General features: G+C 65.7%; 17 protein-coding genes and 2 pseudogenes. 4 read left to right on the top strand and 15 right to left on the bottom strand.

Going from position 1 to position 20991, the window contains the following annotated elements; genetic code table 11:
* Positions 1-12 precede the first annotated feature (12 nt).
* The 3 genes from QO058_RS24950 to QO058_RS24940 form a co-directional block, all read right to left on the bottom strand.
* Positions 13-477 carry a YidB family protein gene (locus QO058_RS24950; protein WP_284168903.1) on the bottom strand — a complete coding sequence of 155 codons (465 nt, stop codon included), beginning with the start codon at positions 475-477 and terminating at the stop codon, positions 13-15.
* Positions 478-563: 86 nt separating this feature from the next.
* On the bottom strand, positions 564-824 hold the full coding sequence (locus tag QO058_RS24945) for a GlsB/YeaQ/YmgE family stress response membrane protein (RefSeq protein WP_284168902.1): 261 nt from the start codon (positions 822-824) through the stop codon (positions 564-566).
* A 162-nt stretch (positions 825-986) separates the two neighbouring features.
* Complete coding sequence (locus QO058_RS24940; RefSeq protein WP_347975513.1) at positions 987-1583, bottom strand: universal stress protein; 597 nt, start codon at positions 1581-1583, stop codon at positions 987-989.
* Positions 1584-1691: 108 nt separating this feature from the next.
* Here QO058_RS24940 and QO058_RS24935 point away from each other — a divergent pair, with 108 nt between their 5' ends.
* Positions 1692-2927 carry an MFS transporter gene (locus QO058_RS24935; protein WP_284168901.1) on the top strand — a complete coding sequence of 412 codons (1236 nt, stop codon included), beginning with the start codon at positions 1692-1694 and terminating at the stop codon, positions 2925-2927.
* Between the two features lie 19 nt (positions 2928-2946).
* Here the strand turns inward: QO058_RS24935 and QO058_RS24930 are convergent, their stop codons facing one another.
* Both QO058_RS24930 and QO058_RS24925 read right to left on the bottom strand, forming a co-directional pair.
* Complete coding sequence (locus QO058_RS24930) at positions 2947-3267, bottom strand: 2Fe-2S iron-sulfur cluster-binding protein (RefSeq protein WP_110490771.1); 321 nt, start codon at positions 3265-3267, stop codon at positions 2947-2949.
* 199 nt (positions 3268-3466) lie between these two features.
* Positions 3467-3802 (bottom strand): Hpt domain-containing protein, encoded by a 336-nt coding sequence (locus QO058_RS24925; protein ID WP_284168900.1) that lies wholly within the window; start codon positions 3800-3802, stop codon positions 3467-3469.
* 262 nt (positions 3803-4064) lie between these two features.
* Here QO058_RS24925 and QO058_RS24920 point away from each other — a divergent pair.
* Both QO058_RS24920 and QO058_RS31525 read left to right on the top strand, forming a co-directional pair.
* A pseudogene (locus QO058_RS24920) lies at positions 4065-8756 on the top strand (apolipoprotein A-IV repeat region-like domain-containing protein); the annotation flags it as partial.
* Between the two features lie 1002 nt (positions 8757-9758).
* Positions 9759-10311 (top strand): annotated as a pseudogene (locus QO058_RS31525) (apolipoprotein A-IV repeat region-like domain-containing protein); the annotation flags it as partial.
* A 311-nt stretch (positions 10312-10622) separates the two neighbouring features.
* Here QO058_RS31525 and QO058_RS24915 read toward each other — a convergent pair.
* The 7 genes from QO058_RS24915 to QO058_RS24885 all read right to left on the bottom strand — a co-directional run bounded on the left by QO058_RS24915 (position 10623) and on the right by QO058_RS24885 (position 17064).
* On the bottom strand, positions 10623-11540 hold the full coding sequence (locus tag QO058_RS24915; protein WP_284168898.1) for a DUF3800 domain-containing protein: 918 nt from the start codon (positions 11538-11540) through the stop codon (positions 10623-10625).
* Between the two features lie 59 nt (positions 11541-11599).
* The gene (locus QO058_RS24910) at positions 11600-11983 is read right to left on the bottom strand and encodes a hypothetical protein (protein WP_284168897.1); all 384 of its coding nucleotides are present in this window, start codon (positions 11981-11983) and stop codon (positions 11600-11602) included.
* Between the two features lie 131 nt (positions 11984-12114).
* Positions 12115-12708 (bottom strand): ABC-type transport auxiliary lipoprotein family protein, encoded by a 594-nt coding sequence (locus tag QO058_RS24905; protein ID WP_284168896.1) that lies wholly within the window; start codon positions 12706-12708, stop codon positions 12115-12117.
* Between the two features lie 12 nt (positions 12709-12720).
* Complete coding sequence (locus QO058_RS24900) at positions 12721-13854, bottom strand: MlaD family protein (RefSeq protein ID WP_284168895.1); 1134 nt, start codon at positions 13852-13854, stop codon at positions 12721-12723.
* Between the two features lie 9 nt (positions 13855-13863).
* The gene (locus tag QO058_RS24895) at positions 13864-14628 is read right to left on the bottom strand and encodes an ABC transporter ATP-binding protein (RefSeq protein WP_284173018.1); all 765 of its coding nucleotides are present in this window, start codon (positions 14626-14628) and stop codon (positions 13864-13866) included.
* Positions 14629-14708: 80 nt separating this feature from the next.
* Positions 14709-15854: an MlaE family lipid ABC transporter permease subunit gene (locus QO058_RS24890; RefSeq protein ID WP_284168894.1), complete on the bottom strand. Its 1146-nt coding sequence runs from the start codon at positions 15852-15854 to the stop codon at positions 14709-14711.
* Between the two features lie 22 nt (positions 15855-15876).
* On the bottom strand, positions 15877-17064 hold the full coding sequence (locus QO058_RS24885; RefSeq protein ID WP_284168893.1) for an MFS transporter: 1188 nt from the start codon (positions 17062-17064) through the stop codon (positions 15877-15879).
* A 102-nt stretch (positions 17065-17166) separates the two neighbouring features.
* On the opposite strand from QO058_RS24885, the gene QO058_RS24880 reads away from it, so the two are divergent.
* The gene (locus QO058_RS24880) at positions 17167-18048 is read left to right on the top strand and encodes a hypothetical protein (protein WP_284168892.1); all 882 of its coding nucleotides are present in this window, start codon (positions 17167-17169) and stop codon (positions 18046-18048) included.
* Between the two features lie 22 nt (positions 18049-18070).
* Here QO058_RS24880 and QO058_RS24875 read toward each other — a convergent pair whose 3' ends face one another.
* From QO058_RS24875 to QO058_RS24865, 3 genes are all read right to left on the bottom strand, one after another.
* Positions 18071-18952, bottom strand: a complete 882-nt coding sequence (locus tag QO058_RS24875) for an ABC transporter permease (protein ID WP_284168891.1) — start codon at positions 18950-18952, stop codon at positions 18071-18073.
* The gene (locus QO058_RS24870; RefSeq protein ID WP_284168890.1) at positions 18949-19764 is read right to left on the bottom strand and encodes an ABC transporter ATP-binding protein; all 816 of its coding nucleotides are present in this window, start codon (positions 19762-19764) and stop codon (positions 18949-18951) included. The genes QO058_RS24875 and QO058_RS24870 overlap by 4 nt, the downstream gene beginning before the upstream one ends.
* 103 nt (positions 19765-19867) lie before the next feature.
* Complete coding sequence (locus QO058_RS24865) at positions 19868-20896, bottom strand: ABC transporter substrate-binding protein (RefSeq protein ID WP_284168889.1); 1029 nt, start codon at positions 20894-20896, stop codon at positions 19868-19870.
* Positions 20897-20991: the final 95 nt, after the last annotated feature.

Below are 20991 nucleotides of genomic sequence, written 5' to 3'. Positions count from 1 at the left end.
CAGGATGCTGGTTCAGGCGCCAGCCGCGCCGAGCCGGCCTTCCGGCGTATAACGGTCGACAGCCTCGGGAACCCGTTGCGACAGACGCGACAGCAGTTCCTCCTTCGAGAGCCCTGTCTGCCGAACCAAGGCATCGATGACGTCGGGACCGATGGCAGTTTCGAATTCCTGCGGCGCGACCTCCTGATTTGGTCCCTGCCGCACCCAGGAATCAGCCTTGTCAGCTTGGCCGGCCTGTTTGAAACGATCGAGGAGCTCACCCAGCCCACCATTCAGCAGGCCGCCGATCCCGCCGGCTCCGAGCGCGCCGCCCAGGATGCCGCCCGCTTCCGGAGGCATGTCGGACGATGGCGCAGTCGGGCGCCCCGGCTCTTTGGCGCTCCCCAACCATTCTGCGATCTTGTCCCTGTTCTGATAGCCGGCGACAGCCAGCAAACCGAGAAGGGCCGTCATGGACGGCAGGCGGCTCTCGCTCATATGTGTCTCCTGCGGTTGAAAATGGGCTGACTAGCAGGCCTGGAGCCGGATCGGCTCAAACTGAAACAACCTGATCGGAACGGCCTCTAGACGGCGTTTCCGCGCTTCGAGAGAAACGCCCACACCACCAGGACAATGACCGCCCCGACGATGGCCCCGATGATTCCTGCCCCCTCTCCGGGCGCGTACCAACCTAGCGCCTGCCCGAGATAGGACGCCACGAAGGCTCCGACGATTCCCAGGATCGTCGTCAGCACAAACCCCGCGGGCTCATTCGATCCGGGCATCAGGAACTTGGCAACGACACCCGCTACGAAGCCGACGATAATGGTCCAAAGAATGCTCACGATGTCCTCCCGAGTTGCAGCGCAAGACTTCAACGGCTGCAACGCCGGCAGGTTCCAACGTTCAGAAGCGCTTTCGGCCCAACAGGCGCGGTTTGCTGTTTCGAGCGGGCTCGATACATGAGCGCAGGGAGTTCCGGTTGCCCCGGTCGAGCGGAAAGCCCGCTACCTGACCACCAGCACCGAGCATTTCGCCCGCCGCACGATGGTCGAGGCGTTCGAACCGATCACATAGGCCAGTATGCCGGGCTCGTGCGAGCCGATGACGATCAGGTCGGCGCCGCTGGCATCGGCCTCGGCCAGCACCTCACCATGGACAGAGCCGACCAGGACCTTGGCCGAGACGCGCTCTGCCGGCAGGTTCACCTTGGCGGCGATTTCGGCGAGCTTCGCCTCGGATTCAGACTGTTGACCCGCGTCGAAGTCGGCCGGCACGAATTCCATATAGGTGATCGGCACAAGTGAACGCACGAAGACCAGCCTGATCGTGCCATCGGATGCGGTGGCAAATGACTCCGCCGCAGCAATGGCAGGGGCTGCCAATTCGGCTTCGGCAAGATCGACGGGCACCAGAATCGATTTGTACATCGCATCCTCCTCCGGCGTGGCCCGCCCGGCCAGGCATGGTCGAACGATCGGCACCGACGCCTTCACACTATGTCGGAGCACAATCCCCGAAGGGAAGAGCGTCGCGTCGTCGCGAGAGGCTCCAACAACGCGATTCTCGCGCGATGGCGGGCCGCCGTCCTTGCGATCGATCAATCAGGCCAGCGCATGCTCGCCAGAAGCCGGCGGCATTTGACGGCGGCGCCCGGGAACCCGACAGTCCGCCGCCGTGCCTGCGCCGTGCACTCTTTTTCGGGTGGACCGATGACCGAAGCCGCCTCTCCGCCGTCACGCACGGGCCTGCTCGCCTCTCCGGCCGCCTTCCTGATGGTGCTCGCCTTCCTCAACTGGCTCGGCTACGCCAGCTGGAGCGCGCTGCTCAACAACTTCGCCAAGGAAGCGGCGGGCTTCACCGGGCAGGACATCGGCATCCTGCAATCGGTTCGCGAGATTCCCGGCTTCCTGGCCTTCACCGCCATCATCCTGTTCTGGATCATGCGCGAGCAGGTGCTGGCCTATCTCAGCCTGCTGACGCTCGGCCTCGGCGTGGCACTGACCGGCTACTTCCCCAGCCTCGGCGGGCTCCTGCTGACGACAATGATCATGTCGCTCGGCTTCCATTATTACGAGACGGCGCAGCAGTCGCTGCAATTACAGCTGCTGCCGAAGTCGGAGGCACCGCGGCTGCTCGGCAAGATTGCCGGCGCCTCGGCAGTGGCACAGCTCATCGCCTTCGGCTCGATCGCGTTGATCTGGCGCCTGTGGCAGCCGAGCTATGCCCATGTCTTCCTCGGCGCCGGCCTCGTCACCATGGCGCTGACGGCCGCCGCCATGCTGCTCTTCCCGCGTTTCCAGGGCGTGGTCCCGCAGAACAAGGGCTTCGTGCTGCGCAAGCGCTACTGGCTCTATTACGCGCTGACCTTCATGTCGGGCGCGCGCCGGCAGATCTTCATGGCCTTTGGCGGCTTCCTGCTGGTCGAACGCTTCGGCTACGACGTCGCCGCGACCGCGACGCTGCTGCTGGTGACCTATGGCATCAACATGTTCGCCGGCCCGCTGCTCGGCAACCTCGTCGGCAAGGTCGGCGAGCGCGCGACGATCCAGCTCGAGAACATCTCGCTGATCGCCGTCTTCATCGGCTATGCGCTGGCCAGCCACGGCCAATTCGGCACAGCGGGCGCGCTCGTCGCCGGCGGGCTCTTCGTCATCGACGGCGTCTTCTTCACGCTCGTCCTGGCGCAGCGTACCTATTTCCAGAAGATCGCCGACCCCGCCGACATCGCGCCGACCTCGGCGGTGGCCTTCACCATCAACCACATCGCCGCAGTGTTCCTGCCGATCACCTTCGGCCTGATCTGGCTGCGAGATCCGGCGATCGTCTTCTATATCGGGGCAGCGGTGGCGACGGTCTCGCTCAGCCTGTCGCTGCTGGTGCCGCGCCATCCGGCCGCCGGCCATGAGACGACGCTGGTCGCTCGGGCTACGGCGCCAGCCGAGTAGAAGACAAGCTGTCGGGAGTTCAGCCCTGACGAGCCGGCGTGCGAACGATCAAGCCATCGAGTTCGTCACGCACCCTGATCTGGCAGGACAGGCGCGAGTTCGGGCGGACATCGAAGGCGAAGTCCAGCATGTCCTCTTCCATCGGCTCGGCATGGCCGGCCTTTTCGGCCCAGGCCTCGTCGACATAGACATGGCAGGTCGCGCAGGCGCAGGCTCCGCCGCATTCCGCCTCGATGCCCGGCACGCCGTTGCGCACCGCGACCTCCATCACGGTCGAACCCGTCTCGCCCTCGACCGTGCGGCTGGTGCCCTGGGCGTCGATGTAAGTGATCTTCGGCATCGTGGACTCCGGCGCGCCTTGCGGCGGCTGCGCGGCTGGCGCGGTCGGGAGGAACCGGCCGGGCTTCCTTGGCGGCGCACGGGCAGGTTCGGAGGAACGTCGCCCGCAAGCGAAAGCCTGCAGGCAGTTCGTCTCTAGAGGATTTCGAAGGCGGACGAAACGCCGATATCGACTGCCCGCAGCCTTCCGTGCTGCGGCGTCAGGCCGCGCAGTCGAGCCGCGAAATCACCGCGCGCGCCTCGGCCGCTGCAAGCGTCAGCGCGTCCAGCGCGTCCTCGCGCGGCGCCGTGCCGGCCTGGCCGAGCTGCTGCTCGATCCGGTCGGCGGCTTCCGCGACCTGCCAGGCGCCGATGGCGCGGGCAGCCCCTTTCAGGGTGTGGGCGGCGTCGCGGCGGACATTGGCGTCGCCGCCATGGATGGCGCGTAAGTGGCGGGCGCATTGCTGCGCGAACAGCGTCAGCAGTTCGCGCTCCAGCTCGGCATCGCCACCGGTCTGGCGGGCGAGGTGCACGAGGTCGATGGCAGTCTGGGGCATGGGGAACTCGGTTTTGGCTCTAAGCTGCGGAACTCGCGCAGCCTTCTGACCTCTGATGAAGCGCCTTTATGGTGAATGAGGCGTTAACGACGTTTGTGAATCAGACGGTCAAACGGGTTTCAATCCCTGCTTGCCTCAACTACCCTTCGAGACAGTAAACGATGGGCGTCGTGTCGCTTGACGGATTCGGCTGGAGGCTGCCGGTTCCCGATCTGCGGCGGACATCACCGCCCGTCGCAAGTAGCGTAGCGAGGCGGCATTCATGACCCGGCAGAACAAGCTCCAGGATCCGACCGAAGCAGCGATGTCGGCGATCGAGGAGGCGCTGAGGCTCGACCCGTCGAAGACCGAGGGGCCGGCTTCTACCGAACCGAGGCTGCCAGCGACGGGCGAGAACGAACTCAAGATCGATCTGCCGCGCGTCGAAAGCGCGCCCGTGACGCCAGTTGCTGCCGAAGTCGCGGCGGAAGCGCCTGCCACCCCGCCCCGCCCCACGATCGCCCCGGACACCAGCCGCGTCGCCAATGACGACCGCAGGGATTCCTCTTCGCTCGTCCACGCCTTCGCCGTCCGCCCCTCCGGTAGGCCCTATTGGCTCGCAGTCCTGGCTGCTTTCATCTGGCTCGGCGGCGTCGGTTTCACGCTCGTCAGCCGCTATGGCTCGTTCACCGAGGGCCTGCCGGCCGGCATGGCCGCCTGGGGGCCCGGACAATGGGCCCTTCTCGCCTTCGGCGCCGGCACGCCCGTGGTCTTCTTCTTTGTACTGGCGGCGCTCTATCGTCGGACCCAGGAGATGCGGCTGGTTTCGCGCGCGATGACCGAAGTCGCACTGCGCCTGGCCGAGCCCGAGGTCGTTGCGACGGATTCCGTCCTGTCGCTCAGCCAGACCATCCGCCGCGAGGTCGCCGCCATGGGCGACGGCATCGAGCGTGCGGTGGCGCGTGCCGGCGAGCTCGAGACCATCGTGCGCGGCGAGATCGCCACGCTCGAGCGCGCCTATGCCGACAACGAGATCCGTTTGCGCTCGCTCATCGACGAATTGGTGAACCAGCGTGAATCCGTTGTCGGCAATGCCGAGCGCGTGAAATTCGCGATCAGTGGCGCCCATGAGAGCATCTCCAAGGATCTCGAAACTGCCAGCCGTTCGATCGCCGACGCCGTCGCCGAGGCGGGCGAGCGCGTCACCTCGCGCCTAACCGACAAGGGCGACCAGATCACGCTCGCTCTCGGCCATGCCGGCGAGCGCATGGTCGACGAGATCAGCGGCCGCGGCAGCGATCTGGTCGAGCGCCTGCAATCGACCTCGCATGATGTCAGCGAGCGCATGACGAATGCGAGCCAGTCGGTGACCGCCTTGCTCGACAACCGCGCCCAGGAAATCGCGGGCTCGCTCGAGCGCACCGGTGCGGTGCTCACCGAGGGCCTGACCGCCGGCGCCCGCGACGTCACCCGCGCCATCAGCGAGACCGGCGCGCAGGTCGTCGAGTCGCTGGCGAGCCGCGCCGAAACCGTCAACGACACGCTGCGCGTCACCGGCGACACGCTCGCCCAGGAGATTTCGCAGCGCGGCGCCACCGTCGCCGAGCGCTTCGAGCAGAGCGGGCGCACCCTCGTCGAGCTGTTCGACGAGCAGAGCGGCAGCCTGAGCCGCCGCCTCACCGAGACTGGCGACACACTACGCAACACGATCAGCAGCGAGGGCGAGAGCGTCACCACCCGTCTCGCCGAAGTCGGCCGCGGCGTGCACATGCTGCTCGGCAAGCAGAACGAGCTCGTCGTCAGCCGCATCCAGGAAGCAGGCGACACCGTTCATGGCCTCATTGCCAGCCAGGGCGAGACACTGGTCGAGAAGCTCTCCGGCACGGTCCAGACCGTCGACGCCCTGCTGAGTGAAAAGACCGATTCGATCGTCCTGCGCTTCGACGAGGCCAGCAAGGGCCTGCACAGCCTGATCGGCGAGCGCGGCGAGGAGCTGACCGCGCGGATTTCCGCCGTCGGCGCGACCGTGCACAGCCTGTTCTCCGAGGAGGCGAGCAGCCTCGTCACCCGCCTCTCCGACGTCGGCCACGAGGTGCGCAGCACGATCGGCGAGCAGGGCGACCACCTGGTTGGCCGTCTCTCCGAGACCGGGCAGCGCCTGCAGGAGGCGATCAGCGAGCGCGGCGACGGGCTCGTGCTGCGCATGGCCGAGATCGGCCAGGGTGTCGAGCACGCGATCGGCGAGCGCGCCGACAGCATCGTTGCGCGCGTGTCGGATGCCGGTCGCAGCGTCGAGACTGTGATCAGCGAGCGCGGCGACAGCCTCGTCGCCAGGTTGTCCGACAGCACCGAGGAGATCCACCGGACGCTCGGCGATCGCGCCGAGGGCATCGTCTCCCGCGTGGCCCATGCCGGCCGCGATGTCGAGGCTGCGATCGGCGAGCGCGGCGACGGGCTCATCGCCCGGCTGTCCGAGGTGGCACGCGAGGTCCACGCCACGATCGGCGAGCGCGGCGACAGCCTCGTGGCGCGCCTGTCCGATGTCGGCACCGAGGTCCACACCGCGATCGGCGAGCGCGGCGACAGCCTGGTCGCTCGCCTGTCGGATGTCGGCACCGAGGTCCACACCGCGATCGGCAGCCAGCGCGAGACGCTGGTGACGCAGCTCACCGATGCCGGCGCCAGCGTGCGCAACCTTCTCATCACCGAGGGCGAAGCCCTCAGCGGTCGCGTCATCGCGACCGGCCAGGACATGCAGGAACTGCTTTCCGGCCAGAGCCAGGCGCTGGTCACCCGCGTCGCCGATGTCGGCCGCTCGGTCCATGGCCTGCTGGCCGAGCGCGGCAATGCGCTGATCGACCGCCTGGCTGAGGCGAGCGGGACCGCGCATCAGCGGCTCGACGAAACCGGCGAGGCGCTCGCCGCCAAGATCCTGGCCGCGAGCGAGACGGCGAAATCCGTCATCGACAACCAGCATACCGGCTTCATCGCCCGCCTCGGGCAGGCGGGAGACGAGGTCGGCGCCCTGCTCGGCACCCAGCGCGACGCGATCGTCGCCGGCCTCACCGCGACCGGTCGCGAGGTCCACGGGCTCATCGGCGAGCAGAGCCAGACGCTGGCCAGCCGCCTCGACGAGGCCACCAAGGCCCTGTCTGACGCGATCAATGTCGACGGCCGCGAGATCGCCGACCGCGTTACCGAGGCCGCGACCGCGCTGCGCGGCACCTTCACGACCGAGGCCGAGCGCGCCAGCAGCCTGCTCGCCGCCACCGGCAAGGACGTGGTGATAGCGCTGACCCAGCAGGGCGGCCGCGTCAACCAGGCGCTCGCCGCCAACGCCGAGTCGCTGCTGCGCTCGGTCGATGCGCGTTCGCAGGCGCTCAACGAGTCGCTCGCCAGCAAGCACGACTCGCTGAACCGGCTCTTCGACGTCCAGGGCCGCGAGATCGAAGCCACGATCGGCGCCCGCCTCGGCGCCTTCGAGGAGATCATCGTCACCCGCGGCGGCACGCTGGCCGCCAAGCTCGGCAACGACGCCCGCTCCTTCACCGATTCGGTGACGCTGCGCCTCGGCCAGGTCGAGAAGCTGCTCGGCGAGGAAGGCCAGGCGCTGGCCGAGCGGATCGGCGAACGCTCGCAGCACGCCGCCGAGACCATGATGGCGCGCACGCAGGAAGCGGCCGCCACCATGGAGACCCAGATCAAGATCTTCGAGGACCGCTCCAGCGCCAAGAGCTCCGAGATCGCGACCTCGCTCGACGGGCTCATCGCCCGCATCGACGGCAATCTCGGCGCACGCGCCAGCGCCCTCAACGAGGCGCTGGTCGAGCGCACGGTCGATATCGCCCGCGTCATGGCCGAGGGCGGGCGCGAAGTCACCCGCGCGCTGACCGCCAAGGCCGACGAGATCGGCGAGATCGTCACCACGAAGAGCGAGGCGTTGACGCGCACGCTCGCCGACAAAGCCGACAACATCAATGCGACGCTCGGCGGGCGCGCCCTGCAGATCGCCGACACGCTCGACCAGAGCGTGGCGCGGTTCGAGGAACGCGTCGTCAACCGGCTCGACACGGTCTCCGGCACGCTCGACTCACGTGGTACCCAGATCGCACAGACGCTGCAGGGTACCGCAGATTCGATCGCCGGCTCGCTCGGCGACCGTACCGAGGAACTGCGTGCTCTGTTCGAGGGCAAGGGCGCCAGCCTGGTCACCCTGCTCGACGAGCGCGGCAACCAGATCGTCCAGACGCTACAGGGAACTTCGGAATCGATCGCCGGTTCGCTCAGCGCCCGGACGGAAGAGCTGCGGGCCCTGTTCGAGGACAAGGGTTCCGGCCTGGTCACCCTGCTCGACCAGCAGGGCAACCAGATCGTCCGGACGCTACAGGAGAAGTCGGACGGCATCGCCGCTGCGCTTTCCGAGCGGTCCGATGAGCTGCGCGCAGTGTTCGACGAGCGCGGCGGCGGCATCCTCAACGCGCTCGGCCACCGCGGCAGCCAGATCGCCCAGATCCTGCAGGAGCGGTCGGACGGCATCGCCACCGCCCTCTCCGGGCGGACGGAGGAGTTGCGTGCCCTGTTCGACGAGCGTGGCGGCGACATCCTGAATGTCCTGGACCAGCAGAGCCGGCATCTGGCCCGGACGCTGACGGAACAGTCGGAAGGGATGAACTCCTCGCTGACCGCACGGACCGAGGAAATCCGTGCGCTGTTCGACGAACGCGGCAACGGCGTGATCGACGCGCTCGGCCAGAAGGGCGCCGCCCTCGCCGGCCAGTTCGCCAGCATCGGTGAGGCCCTGGTCAACAATATCGAAAACCGCGGCGGCTCCGTGGTCGCCAGCCTGCGCGAGCGCAGCACCGAGATGAGCCAGGCGCTCGACCTCGCCTCGGGCGCGTTGCGCGAGACGATCGAGAGCGGCACCAACCAGTCGGTCGAGGCACTGCTCAAGACCAACGAGCAGTTGCGCAGCGAGCTCGGCAGCATGCTTGGCCGCCTCGGCGAGGCCAACAAGCTGATGCAGCAGATCGTTACCGGCGCGAACAAGAACCTCGCGGCAGTCGAAGGCAGCCTGTCGGGCCGCGTCGAGGAGCTGCAGAACGTGCTCTCGACGGTGGTGCAGGAAACCAACCGCACCTCGGAGCAGGTCGCGAGCCAGATCGCGACGCTGAAGGGCTACTCGGAAGGCACGCTGCGCGACACCGTCGCGCTGATCTCCCGCATCGACGAGCAGGGCTCGACGATGACCGAGACCTCGCAGGCCAATGCCGCGGCGCTCAACGCCGTCGCGCAACGGCTGGAGCAGGTCGAGGCCCGCGTCGGCAATGTCCTGGCCGACCGCAAGGAGGCGCTGGAACACCTGCACGGGCTGATCTCGACGCGCACCGACGACATCGAGCAGATCACCCGCTCCTTCTCGTCGGCGCTCGACGACTCGCTCAGCAACGCCGAGACGCGCACCCGCCAGCTCAGCACCGTGCTCGGCGATGCGGCCGAGTCGACCAACAGCGCCATCGCCCAGCAATTCGACTCGATCCGCGCCGCCAGCGGTCGCGAGCGCGAGGCGACGGCACTGGCGCTGCGGGCGGCCTACGAAGAGGTGGTGAACGAGGTCTCCGGCGAGTTCGCCAAGGTCACGGAGCGCTTCCAGAGCGCCGCCGAGGACATGCGGTCGATGTCGGCGGAGATCCATCGCGAGCTCGAGACGACCCGCACCGAGCTCAAGAAGGGCGTGCTCGAGCTGCCGCGCGAGACGCAGGAATCGACCGCCGCCATGCGCCGCGTCGTCGCCGACCAGATCAAGGCGCTCAACGAGCTGACCGAGATCGTCTCGCGCTCCGGCCGCAGCAGCGACGTCGCACGCCCGCAAGGCGAGCGGCGGGCAGTCGCCTATCAGCAGCCTATGCCCGCAGCCAGCGCTTCGGTCGCCGTGCAGAGTGCCCCGGTGCTGATGGAGCCGCTGCGCGCCTCGATCGACCCGACGCCGGAACCGGCAAGGGCCGAGCCACAGCCGCAGGTCCAGGTGCGCCCTGCCCCCGAGCCCGCGCGGCCCGAGGTCCAGCGCGCCGATCCGGCTCGCCGGCCTGCAGCCGAGCCTGCTCCGGCAAAGGCTGGCTGGCTCTCGGACCTGCTGAGCCGCGCCTCGCGCGACGACAAGGCGTCCGGAAGCCTCCAAGCCGACGGCGCACAGCATCGAGAAGCTCGATTCGCTCTCGGTCGACATCGCCCGGATGATCGACCACGATGCCGCGGTCGAGCTCTGGGAGCGCTACAAGCGCGGCGAGCGCAACGTCTTCACCCGCCGGCTCTACACGCTGCAGGGCCAGCAGACCTTCGACGAGATCCGTCGCAAGTACCGCCGCGACGCCGAGTTCAAGGAGACGGTCGACCGCTATATCGAGGAGTTCGAGCGTCTGCTCGGCGAAGCGGCCAAGGACGACCGCGACTCGATGGTGGCGAAGACCTACCTGACCTCGGAGACCGGCAAGGTCTACACCATGCTGGCCCATGCCAGCGGGCGGTTCGAGTAGAACCGGCCAGGCCGGATACGAAAAGGCCGCCCCCGGGCGGCCTTTTCTTTGGCGACCGCTGAAGGGCATGAGCGGCAAGAGATTCGCTTATCGCGGGGCGATATAGAGCGTCCCGTCGAGGCATGAGAGAAAAAGGGATTCCCTACAAGGGGTTAGCTGGAGAACAGGCTAAGCTGCGGGATTCACTTGTGTTTTTCTTGTAGATACCCCATCTTACGGGAGGTGGGACGCCGGATCGCGAGTCGCGGACTTCTTATCCCCGCGGCGCTTGGTTGGACGCTCGACACGACTGACGTTGGGCTAATCGGCAATCAGGAAAACGCCTCCGGGTCCCACCACTGCCTCGGATAGCCGTAGAACTTGAATATGTCGCTCTGCTCCGGGCCCAATTGAGCTCCCTTGAGGCTTGGCATCAATTTCACGCCGTATCCGGAAGTCAGCCATCCCGTCTCGCTTGGCTGGCGAGCCATTCGTGGAGCCAAAAGCTTGGCAAAGGTGGAATCGCAAGCACCCGTATCGTGTTTATCGCAGGCTTTGAAAAACGCGCTTGCGGCGATATCAGCTAATTGCAGACCGGCGCGTTCATGGTGCGGATATACCTTGAATAGTTGATGATCGAGAACGTCCCACTCAATCCTCCCCCATGGTAGGAAGGGGTTGTGACGCTTGAGCTTCATCCATTCATAATAGGCCTTCATCTGAGAATACTTTAATCCACCCCTAGCGCTATATTCCAATTTTATCTTTCTACTCTCCCCGTATTCAGCATCTGATTTATATTTTACGAAATGCGTAACTCTTTCGAGCAGAAGTCGTGACATCCAGCAATAGAACCAGTTACTCGACGGTATCTTTCCAGCGAAAGGATTCCGGTAGCCCTGCATGTTTTTCTTGTTGGAAGCGATGACAAACAGCCTCACGTCCAGCCCTGCAATGACCGAGCAAGCGGCTGACTTCTGGAACGGCGCTAATTTGGCAAAGTGAATTTCGTTTGTTTGGCGCCTGCCTAGGCTTGCCCTGATCTCACCAATCCAGCTCTCTAGTTTCGATTCATTCTCTGCGCGGATTACAACGGCCGACAAGATGAGCCATTCGCTGGACCCAGGGACAGTCAATGGCTTCACTGCGCGAAGCCCATCATCCCCGGCTTCATCAATGAAAGCGACGTAGTGGTATGCTGGGGGCTGATCAGAAGACACGATGAAGACTAAACCAAATGCAGATGCCACCCGTCAACAGGATCGCTTTAAAAGCGAATGCGCGTTTAACACTCCGATATTTAAGCGCCTTAGACCGAACAGAGGAGCCCGTTTTGGTATTTGGTATCGAAGCGGTCAAACCGGACGTCGGGGATGAACTTCGTGGTGGTGAGGCTCATGTCTGTAATCTTGCCAACTTCGAACGTCCGAGGGACATCCCGCGCAAGAGGCTCATTGGCGTTCGACAATTGGTACCCGCTCAGATTCACTTTTTCGGCGGATGACCGGTAGACAGCATGGGGCGCGATACGACGCGCCCCGAATTCGCCATCGTATTTCAGTTCGACGACTACGCGCTTTGCGATTGCGTCGCAAAGCGACTGCTCAAAATGAAGTTTACGGGGCGCTGGCTGTTCCTGCAGGCCCTTTTGCTTGGGCGACCAACCACTAGACGAAGCCGGCTTTCGAACCATTCGAGCCTCCTTCGTGTCTCTGCCGCTACGTCACCGTACTTGATTCGCGCACGATGCGCGAAGTATATGGTCTCGCTGCTTATGATGTAGGCTTCGAACGATTGCTCCCGACGCCTCACCGCCCGGGCTTGTCAGCGCGCCCAGCGGGCGATCTGGATCAGCACCTGGGACAGTGCCTGATCGAGCGCTCGCGCCGCCCCTGCCCCGTCAGCGCCAGCGGGCACGCGCGCCGAGAACAGTTTGGCGCGCTGGACCTTGCCGCTGCGATCGCCGACCAGCTTTGCGGTGATCTCGACCACGGCGGCACCGCTCGCAGCGTCGATGTTGAAGCTGCGTATATCGGTGTTGAGCTGGAGATCGGGGACGATGCGTTCGCCCGGCCGGCCGACGGCGGCGATGCGGCTGCCGTTCTCGAACGTCTGGATCAGGCGCGTCTGCACCAGTTTCGGCACCCGGTCGGCCCATTGCGCGCCGCCGAGGAAAGAGAGGGCGCCGGCCGAGTCCTTGACGATCAGGCGGTCGGAATCCAGCGCCTGAACGGTGGAAGGTTCGGCGACGATCAGCACGCCTCCTGATCCGCCGATGCGGCCGAAGTCGCGCGGTGCCGAGAGATCGTAGGTGGTCGGCGCCGCGCCGCCGCCGCAACCGGCCAACGACAATGCGCCTGCGGCTGCCAAGGACAGGGCGCGCAGACGACCGTAAAGCAGCGAAGGCGAGGTCAGCATGGTCATATCGAGCTAGCGCGATCCGCCATATTGGGGAAGCGGCGGGCGACCGCCGAAGATGAACTGTTGGGGATTACGCTCGAGATTGCGTAAAGTTCGATTGAGGTCGGTCAACGTGCGCTTGCCGTCGGAGGCGAGCGATTCGATATCGCGCAATCCAGGACCGGTGAAGCGATTGATGCCGGTTGTGATCTCGGCGGTGCGCTTGTCGAGATTGTCGGCCAGAACGCGGATCGACTTCGCTGCGCTGGCGACCTCGGCGAAAGCGCCCTGCCCGTCCTGCGTGTTCAGGAAGGCCTGCGCCGCCTTGAGCACGCCCTCGACCTGATCGGCGGCGCGGTTGAGCTTGTCGGTGATCGAGGCGACGTCGCTGACCGCCTTCGACACGTCGCTGCTGGAGCCGCCCAGCGCCGCGGTGAACTTGTCGATATTGTCGACGATGCCGGTGATTTTCTTCTGGTCGATCGAACGGACCACGGAGGTCAGCTCTTCGCTCAGCGTGCCCAGCTTCTGCGACAGCGGCGCGATCGTGTCGGCGATCTGGCCGAAGCTGGACATCAGCTTGTCGATGCTGTCGGAATTGTCACCGAGAGCCTTGGAGAACTTCTCGACATTGCGCACGGTGTTGCTGATCGAGCCGGAATTCTCCTTGATCAGCCCGTCGACACTGCCGAGCACCTCATCGGCCTTCTTGGCGACATTGCGAACCGTCTCGATGATGTCCTGCAGTTCGGAACGCTCGGCGGTGATGGTCGGCAGCTGCTCGCCGGGCTTTGCCAGCAGCACTGCGGCATCGGGCTCGCCGCCGATCAGCTGCAGGGCGACGACGCCGGCGAGCCCCTGCGCCTCGATGCGGGCACGGGTATCGACACGCAGCGGCGTCGTGTTCTCGACCTCGATCACACCGAAGATGCGGCGCGGATCGTCGGGCTGCAGTCCGATCTGCTTGACCTCGCCGACGCGCAAACCGTTGAAGAGCACGCTCGATCCGCGCCCAAGACCGGTGACGGTCCCCGTGAAGATGACGCGGACATCCTGCTTGCGCCCGCCGCCGCCGCTGCCGAACCAGTAGACGAAGCCGAACATCGCCGCGATCACCGCGAGGGTGAAGAGGCCGACCAGAGCATAGTTCGCACGGGATTCCATCGCTGGCGGTCAGGTCCTCGTTTGATCCTCGGGCAGCCGGGCGCGTGCCCGCTCCCCGCCGAAATACGCTTTGAGCCAAGGATGATCGGACGCCAGCATGGTGGCGAGCGGACCGACCGCGATGACACGCTTGTCCGCCAAGGCAGCAATCCTGTCGCAGGCTACATATAGGCTATCGAGGTCATGGGTTACCATGAACACCGTCAGGCCCAAAGTTTGCTTGAGCGTCATGATCAGTTCGTCGAATTCGGCGGCACCGATCGGGTCGAGGCCCGAGGTCGGCTCGTCGAGGAAGACGATCTCGGGATCGAGCGCCAGCGCGCGGGCAAGCGCGGCGCGCTTGATCATGCCGCCCGACAATTCCGAGGGCGTCTTGTCGGCCGCATCTGGCTTCAGCCCGACCATCTCGATCTTGAGCATGGCGAGCTCTTCGAGCAAACGGGGCGAAAGCTCGAGGTATTCCCGCATCGGCACCTGGATGTTCTGCTTGACGGTGAGCGCCGAAAACAACGCGCCTTGCTGGAACATCACGCCGAAACGGCGTTCGAGCCGGCGCCGGCCACGCAAATCGAGCTTGTCGACGTTTTCGCCGAAGACTTCGATCGTACCGCGCTGCTTGCGCACGAGGCCAAGGATCGTGCGGGTCAACACGGATTTGCCCTGGCCGGAACCGCCGACGAAGCCGAGAATCTCGCCGCGCATCACGTCGAGATCGAGCCCGTCCATAATCACCTTGTCGCCGAAGGCGACCTTGAGATCACGAACGCGAATCACCGCCTCGGGTTCCTGCTCGGCCGGATCCTGCGGCCCGCGCGAGCCGGTTTGAGAGGGCGTGTCGAGCACCAGCACTCCCCTCACATCTGAATCGAGGCGAAGAACATGGCGAACAGCCCGTCCACCACAATGACCATGAAGATCGCCTTGACCACCGAAGCCGTCACCTGATGGCCGAGTGATTCGGCCGAGCCCTTGACCGCCAATCCCTCGATCGAGGCGATCAGGCCGATCACGAAGGCCATGAAAGGGGCCTTGATGAGGCCGACCGCGAAATGCTGCCAGGTGATCACGGATTTCAGGCGTTCCAGATACGTATCGAGGCCGATGCCGCCATAGAGCCAGCTCACAAGGCCGGCGCCGACAAGGCCGGCCATGGCCGCGATGAAGGTCAGGATCGGCAGCGCGATGATCAGCGCCAGGATGCGCGGCACGATCAGAACCTCGATCGGATCGAGCCCCATCACCCTGAGCGCATCGATCTCCTCGCGCATCTTCATCGAGCCGATCTCGGCGGTGAAGGCGGACCCCGAGCGGCCTGCAACCATGATCGAGGTCAGGAGCACCGAGAGCTCACGCAAGACGAGGATACCGGTCAGGTTGACGACGAAGGCGGTCGCGCCGAAGCGCTGGAGCTGGAAGATGCCCTGCTGCGCGACGATACAGCCGACCAGGAACGAGATCAGGGTGATGATCGGCGCGCCATTGAAGGCGATCAGCTCGATCTGATTGACCAGCGATGGCCCGCGGAAGCGCCGCGGCCCAAACAGGGCGCCGGCGCAGCCTGCCATCACCTCGCCGAGAAAGATCGCGCCGCCAGCGATATCGCGGCCAAAGCGGGTGACGCCCTGGCCGATGTCGATGAGCACGGTGACGAGCCCGATCGGGTGAACCGGCGGCTGGTAATCGGTGGCGTTGCGCTCGACTTCTGCAAGCAGCACCGCATGCTCCGGGCGGCGGCTGGTCAGCTCGACGGAAGTACCCTTCGCCTCGCCCGCCTGCTTGACCTGGTCGAGCAGATAAGCGCCGAGCGTGTCGAGACGCTCGACCGCCGACAGATCGACCCGTGCGCTGTTCACGCTGGCGATGCGCTCGGTCAATTCGCTGGTCAGGGCCTCGAGACGCGGCGCCCGTCCTGCGCTCCAGCGCCCGGCCAACGACACGACGAGGACGCCGCCATCGTCGCGATAGACCGCCTGCGGCTCAGCGTCGTCGACGACAGCCATGACGGTTCGCGCACTCCCGCATTCAGATTCGGCCCCCATAGCCTGTATCGCCGCGGGCCCGGAGGATGGCAAGCGCCGCCAGAGCCAGGCCGGACAGCGCGACCGGCACCATGGCGAGGAACACGCCTGGCCCGAACAGGCGGTAGAGATAGCCTGAGAGAATGGTCATCAGCCCCATCGCCAGCGCACCGGCCGCAACCAGACGCCCCTGTGCCGCCGCGCGGCGCGCCTCCGGGGCGAGCGCCGACAACGCCGCCAGCGAGCCGAGATGGGCGCAGCCGAAAGTGGCGCCGTGCAGGATCTGCAGCAGGAAAGTGATCGCCAGGCCAGGATCGGCGCTCATCACCCCGAAGCGGAGCGCCGCGGCCGCCGCCCCGATTGCGATCCAGCGCAAGCCGACGAGGCCTCGCGCCGCAATGCTGCCTGCGACGAGGAAAACCGCGATCTCGGCCAGCACCGAGACAGCCCAGAGCCAGCCGATCACCTGGTCGCTGAAGCCGACGCTGCGCCAGTGCAGCGAGCCGAAGGCATAGAGCGCCGCATGGGTGGCGTTGACGCAGGCGGCGGCTGCGACTGCGAGCCAGAACGGAAGCCTGAAGCCGGCCGGAGATGCGCCCTGCCGCGCGACGGACGAAATTCGGCCCGGCGGCGACGGCGCCTGCAAGGCGGCGAGAGCCGCGAGCGAACTGCTGCCGGCGAGGACGAACGGAATCAGCCAGGCGCCGTACAATGCGATCAGATAGCCGCCGGCGAGGTTCGAGAGCACGAAAGTCACCGAGCCCCACAGCCTGACGCGGCCATAATCCTTCAGCGCCCCGGCTTTCACCTGCTCGGTGGTCAGGACATCGGCGAGCGGCACCACGCCCGACAGCGCGATGGCGCTTAGCGCGGTGAGGACCGCGATCGGGACCAGTTGGGCCTGCTGCGCCAGGGCAAAGTAGATGACCGCGGCCAGCGCGTTGAGCAGTGCCAGCAGGATATTCGGGTGCAGCCGATCCCCGAGGCCGGTCACCGACGACGCGACGAAGACACGCACCAGGATCGGGATCGCCAGCACATAGCCGATATCGACATCGCTCAAGCCCTTCGAGCCGAGCCAGACCGGGAAGAATGGCAGATAGAAGCCGACGCCGAGGAAGTTCAGCGCGTGCATGAGCGACAGGCGCGCGGCCAGCAGACGCGAAGGTTCGGACCGGAGCGGCGGTGACATGCCAGTGGCAGCGATTTCTTAAAGAATCATCAGCAAGTTTGCCGATGGGCATCTTCGGTCGGCGACAAGCGATTCGGCCAGCCCATGGAGAGCAGTCTGGCCATGAGCGACGCGCGTTCGCCATCTCCGCTGAGCGCAGCCGACTACGACACGATCGCCGCTGCCGTGGTGGAAACGTCGCGCGGCCGCTGGTTCCTGAACGAGTACGCTCGTCGAAACCGGCAGGCCGATACCGAGATGGTGCTGTCGGCCATCGCCCGGCTCGAGCGGCTCTGCTCCGTTCCCGCGGCGGAGCTTGGCCCGGACCTTTCGGAAACGGCACGCACGATCGCAGAGCTTCGCGGCGATCTCGATCGTGCCGGCGTCAGCGGCACCTCCGCGCGCCTGTCGACCCGCATCCAGGAGACGGCGTCGGGCATCCTCGAGGCGGCGGAAGCGATCCAGGAGATCGCCTGGGTCTTGCGCGAGTCAGGATCGGCATCCGAGCTTTGCAACCGGCTCGACCAACGTGCGACCCAAATCTTTGGCGCGACCACGGTGATCGAGGCCGGGGCCAACCAGATCGAAAAGGTCGCCGACACCATCGCCATGCTGGATGCGAATCTGCGCGCAACCGCAGGCGACAACGATTTCGCTATGCTTGGCCCCCCACAGCCTTCGATCGCATCGGCCGATATGCCCCGGCCGCCCTCTCCGAAGAGAACGACGGACCCCGGCGACATCGACGTCGTCGAGGCCGGCACGCAGGAACGCGCGCCATTGCGCGAGACCGGATTGCGTTCGCAGGCGCAGCCCTACCGCCGGCGCGGCAGCATCCAGGCCGCCGAAGACGATATCGCCTTTGCCGAGGTCGGCGCAGCCGGCCAGGCCATCGCCGATCCGCCAATGACAAGTTCCGCGCAAGTCGAGCTCAGCTACTCAGAGGCCGATCTGCGAGCGATCGGCACATTGCCCGTCGAGGATCGGCTGCGCTTCTTCGGCTAAAGCCCGTACCGATCTGCCGCGATCAGTTCTCGCGCTTCAGAGCGCTCTCATGCCAGCGCCGCAGCAGCACATGCGAGATCCAGCTCGTCGCGAGGAAGATCGCGATGCCCGAGAGCGAGATCATCAGCAGCGCCGCGAAGACGCGCGGGATCTTGAGCTGGTAGCCGGCCTCGAGGATACGATAGGCCAGCCCCGATTCCGAGCCGCCGGTACCGGCGACGAATTCGGCAACGACGGCGCCGATCAGCGCCAGGCCGCCCGATATCTTGAGGCCCGCCAGGAAATAGGGCAGCGCGGCCGGCAGCTTGAGATGGCGCAGCGTCTGCCAGCGCGTCGCGCCGTGGAGTTGGAAGAAATTGATGAGGTTGTGGTCGGCTGAGTTCAGCCCGAGGATCGTGTTCGACAGGATCGGGAAGAAGGCGACGATCCAGGCGCAGATCAGCAGCGACAGGTTGATGTCGCCGGCCCAGATGATGATCAGCGGCGCGATCGCGACGATCGGCGTCACCTGCAGGATCACTGCATAGGGCAGAAGCGCCATCTCCAGCCATTTCGACTGGGTGAACAGCACGGCGAGCGCAACGCCGACGACCACCGCCGCCGCCAGCGCCATGAAGGTGATGCGCAAGGTGACCCAGAGCGAGGTCGACAGCGTGCCCCAGTCGGCGATCAGCGTCTGGCCGACCAGGATCGGCCCCGGCAGCACATAGGATGGAACCTCGTTCCAGCGCACGGCGAACTCCCAGAGCCCGAGCACCAGGATGCCGACGGCGATCGGCGCGAGGATGCGCGGCCAGAAGCTGACCGGCAGGCCGAGAAACGAAGGCTCGGCGACAGCGAGCGGGCGGGCTTCGGCATCGGTGCCGTCATGCGGCACGGAGGTCGCGGAGGAAGAGGAACTCATGCGCCGATCGCCTCCTTGAGCTTGCCGGAGGCGAGCCGGCAGAGATGGGCGTATTCAGGCGACGTCCGGAACAATTCGTCGCGCGGATAGGGCGCGGATACGTCGAGATCGGCCATGACGCGGCCGGGCCGCGCCGCCATCACCACGATGCGCTGCGAGAGATAGACCGACTCGAACACCGAATGGGTGACGAAGACGGCGGTGAAGCGCTCGCGCCACCACAGGTTCAGGAGGTCGTCGTTGAGGCGGTGGCGGGTGATCTCATCGAGCGCAGCGAAAGGCTCGTCCATCAGCAGAATCTTCGGCCGCATCACCAGAGCGCGCGCGATCGAGACCCGCATCTTCATGCCGCCTGACAGCTCACGCGGATAGGATGTCTCGAAGCCCTTCAAGCCGACCAGCGCCAGCATCTCTGCAGCGCGCTGCTGTGCCTCCCGCTTGGGCACATGCTTCAACACCAGCGGCAGCATGACATTGGACAGTGCGTTGGCCCAAGGCATCAGCGTCGGGTCCTGGAAGACGAAGCCGAGATCGCGCTCCGTCCTACCCTCTGCATTCTCGCCACTGGCAGGCCAGTCGATCGTGCCGGTGGACGGGCTGCCCAGCCCGGCGATCATGCGCAACAGGGTCGACTTGCCGCAGCCCGAAGGGCCGAGCAGACTGACGAACTCGCCGCTATCGAGGCTGAGATTGACGTCGCGAACAGCCAGCGTGCCGTTGGCGAATTGTTTGGAGACATTGCGGACGCAGACGAGCGGCTCGGCGCCAGTCTGACGTACTGCATGGGGTGTGCTCAGATAGGCTGTGTCCAAAGCCTGATGATCCGCTGTGTGAAAGGCCGTTACTCCCGGACGAAACGCCGATCCGAGAATCTCCGGCAAGAAATGCCCGGGACGAGCCCGGGCATGACGCGCATTACGGCTTGCCGACGCCCTTGTTGATGAATTCAAGGCTGTAGGCCTTCTTCACGTCGACGCCGGCTGGGATGACGCCGGCTTCGGTCATCGTCTTGGCGAAGCTCGCCCAGCGCGCATCGGTCATGGCGCCGATGCCGAGCGAGAGCGCGTCGCCCGAGGCGACGATGCCGTTCTCGTTCATCACCTTGAGGGCGTAGTCGATCTTCTCCTGATCCATGTCGGGATTGTCCTTCAGGATCCGGGCATTGGCAGCGGCGATGTTCGGGCCGCCCTTCATGTACTGCGCCCAGCCCTCGGCTGTCGCGTCGACGAAGCGCTGCACGACCTCCTTCTTCTCCTGCGCCATCTTCCGGGAGATCGTGATCGTGGTGTTGTAGTTCTCAAAGCCCGCATCGGCGAGCAGATGGACGACCGGCTCGACACCGGCCTTGCGGATCACGAAGGGCTCGGAGGACAAAAAGCCCTGCTGCGTCAGCTTCTTGTCAGCCAGGAACGGCGCCATGTTGAAGGTGTAGGGCCGGATCTGCTCGTCGCGGTACCCGAATTTCAGCTTGAGGAACGGCCAGAAGCCGACGCGGGCCTGCGCCGCGATCAGGATCGGCTTGTCCTTGAGGGCGGCGAGCGTGTCATTGCCTTGGCCCGGATGCGAGATCAGGACCTGCGGGTCCTTCTGGAAGATCGAGGCGATGCAGAGGAAGGGCAGGTTCTCCTGCGCGAAGCTCAGCGCCTCCAGGGAATTGCCCATGATCATGTCGACGCGGCCGCCGAGCAGAAGCTGGGTCGGGTTCTGCTGCGGACCGCCGGGACGGATCTCGACGTCGAGGCCGTACTTCTTGTAGATGCCGTTGGCGGCGGCGAGGTAGAAGCCGCCATGCTCGGTCTGGGCGCGCCAATTGGTCTGGTAGCTGACCTTGTCGAGCGTCTGCGCATTGACGCGCGCGCCCGGCACCGGGATCAGCACCGAAGCGGCCGAGCCACCGAGCAGGCCGAGCGCAGCGCGCCGGTCGAGGCGATATTTCATCGTCATGGCCGAACCCCCTCCATCATGTCGCGAACCTGTCGCAGGACCGCGCAACCCTTGTATCCAGCAGGCAGCTTGTATGCCACGGCCTGTGCGCCGCT

Source organism: Bosea vestrisii, from assembly GCF_030144325.1.
GTDB lineage: Bacteria > Pseudomonadota > Alphaproteobacteria > Rhizobiales > Beijerinckiaceae > Allobosea > Allobosea vestrisii_A.
The sequence above is the reverse complement of the archived record's forward strand: the minus strand, read 5'-3'. Positions and strand labels throughout refer to the sequence as shown.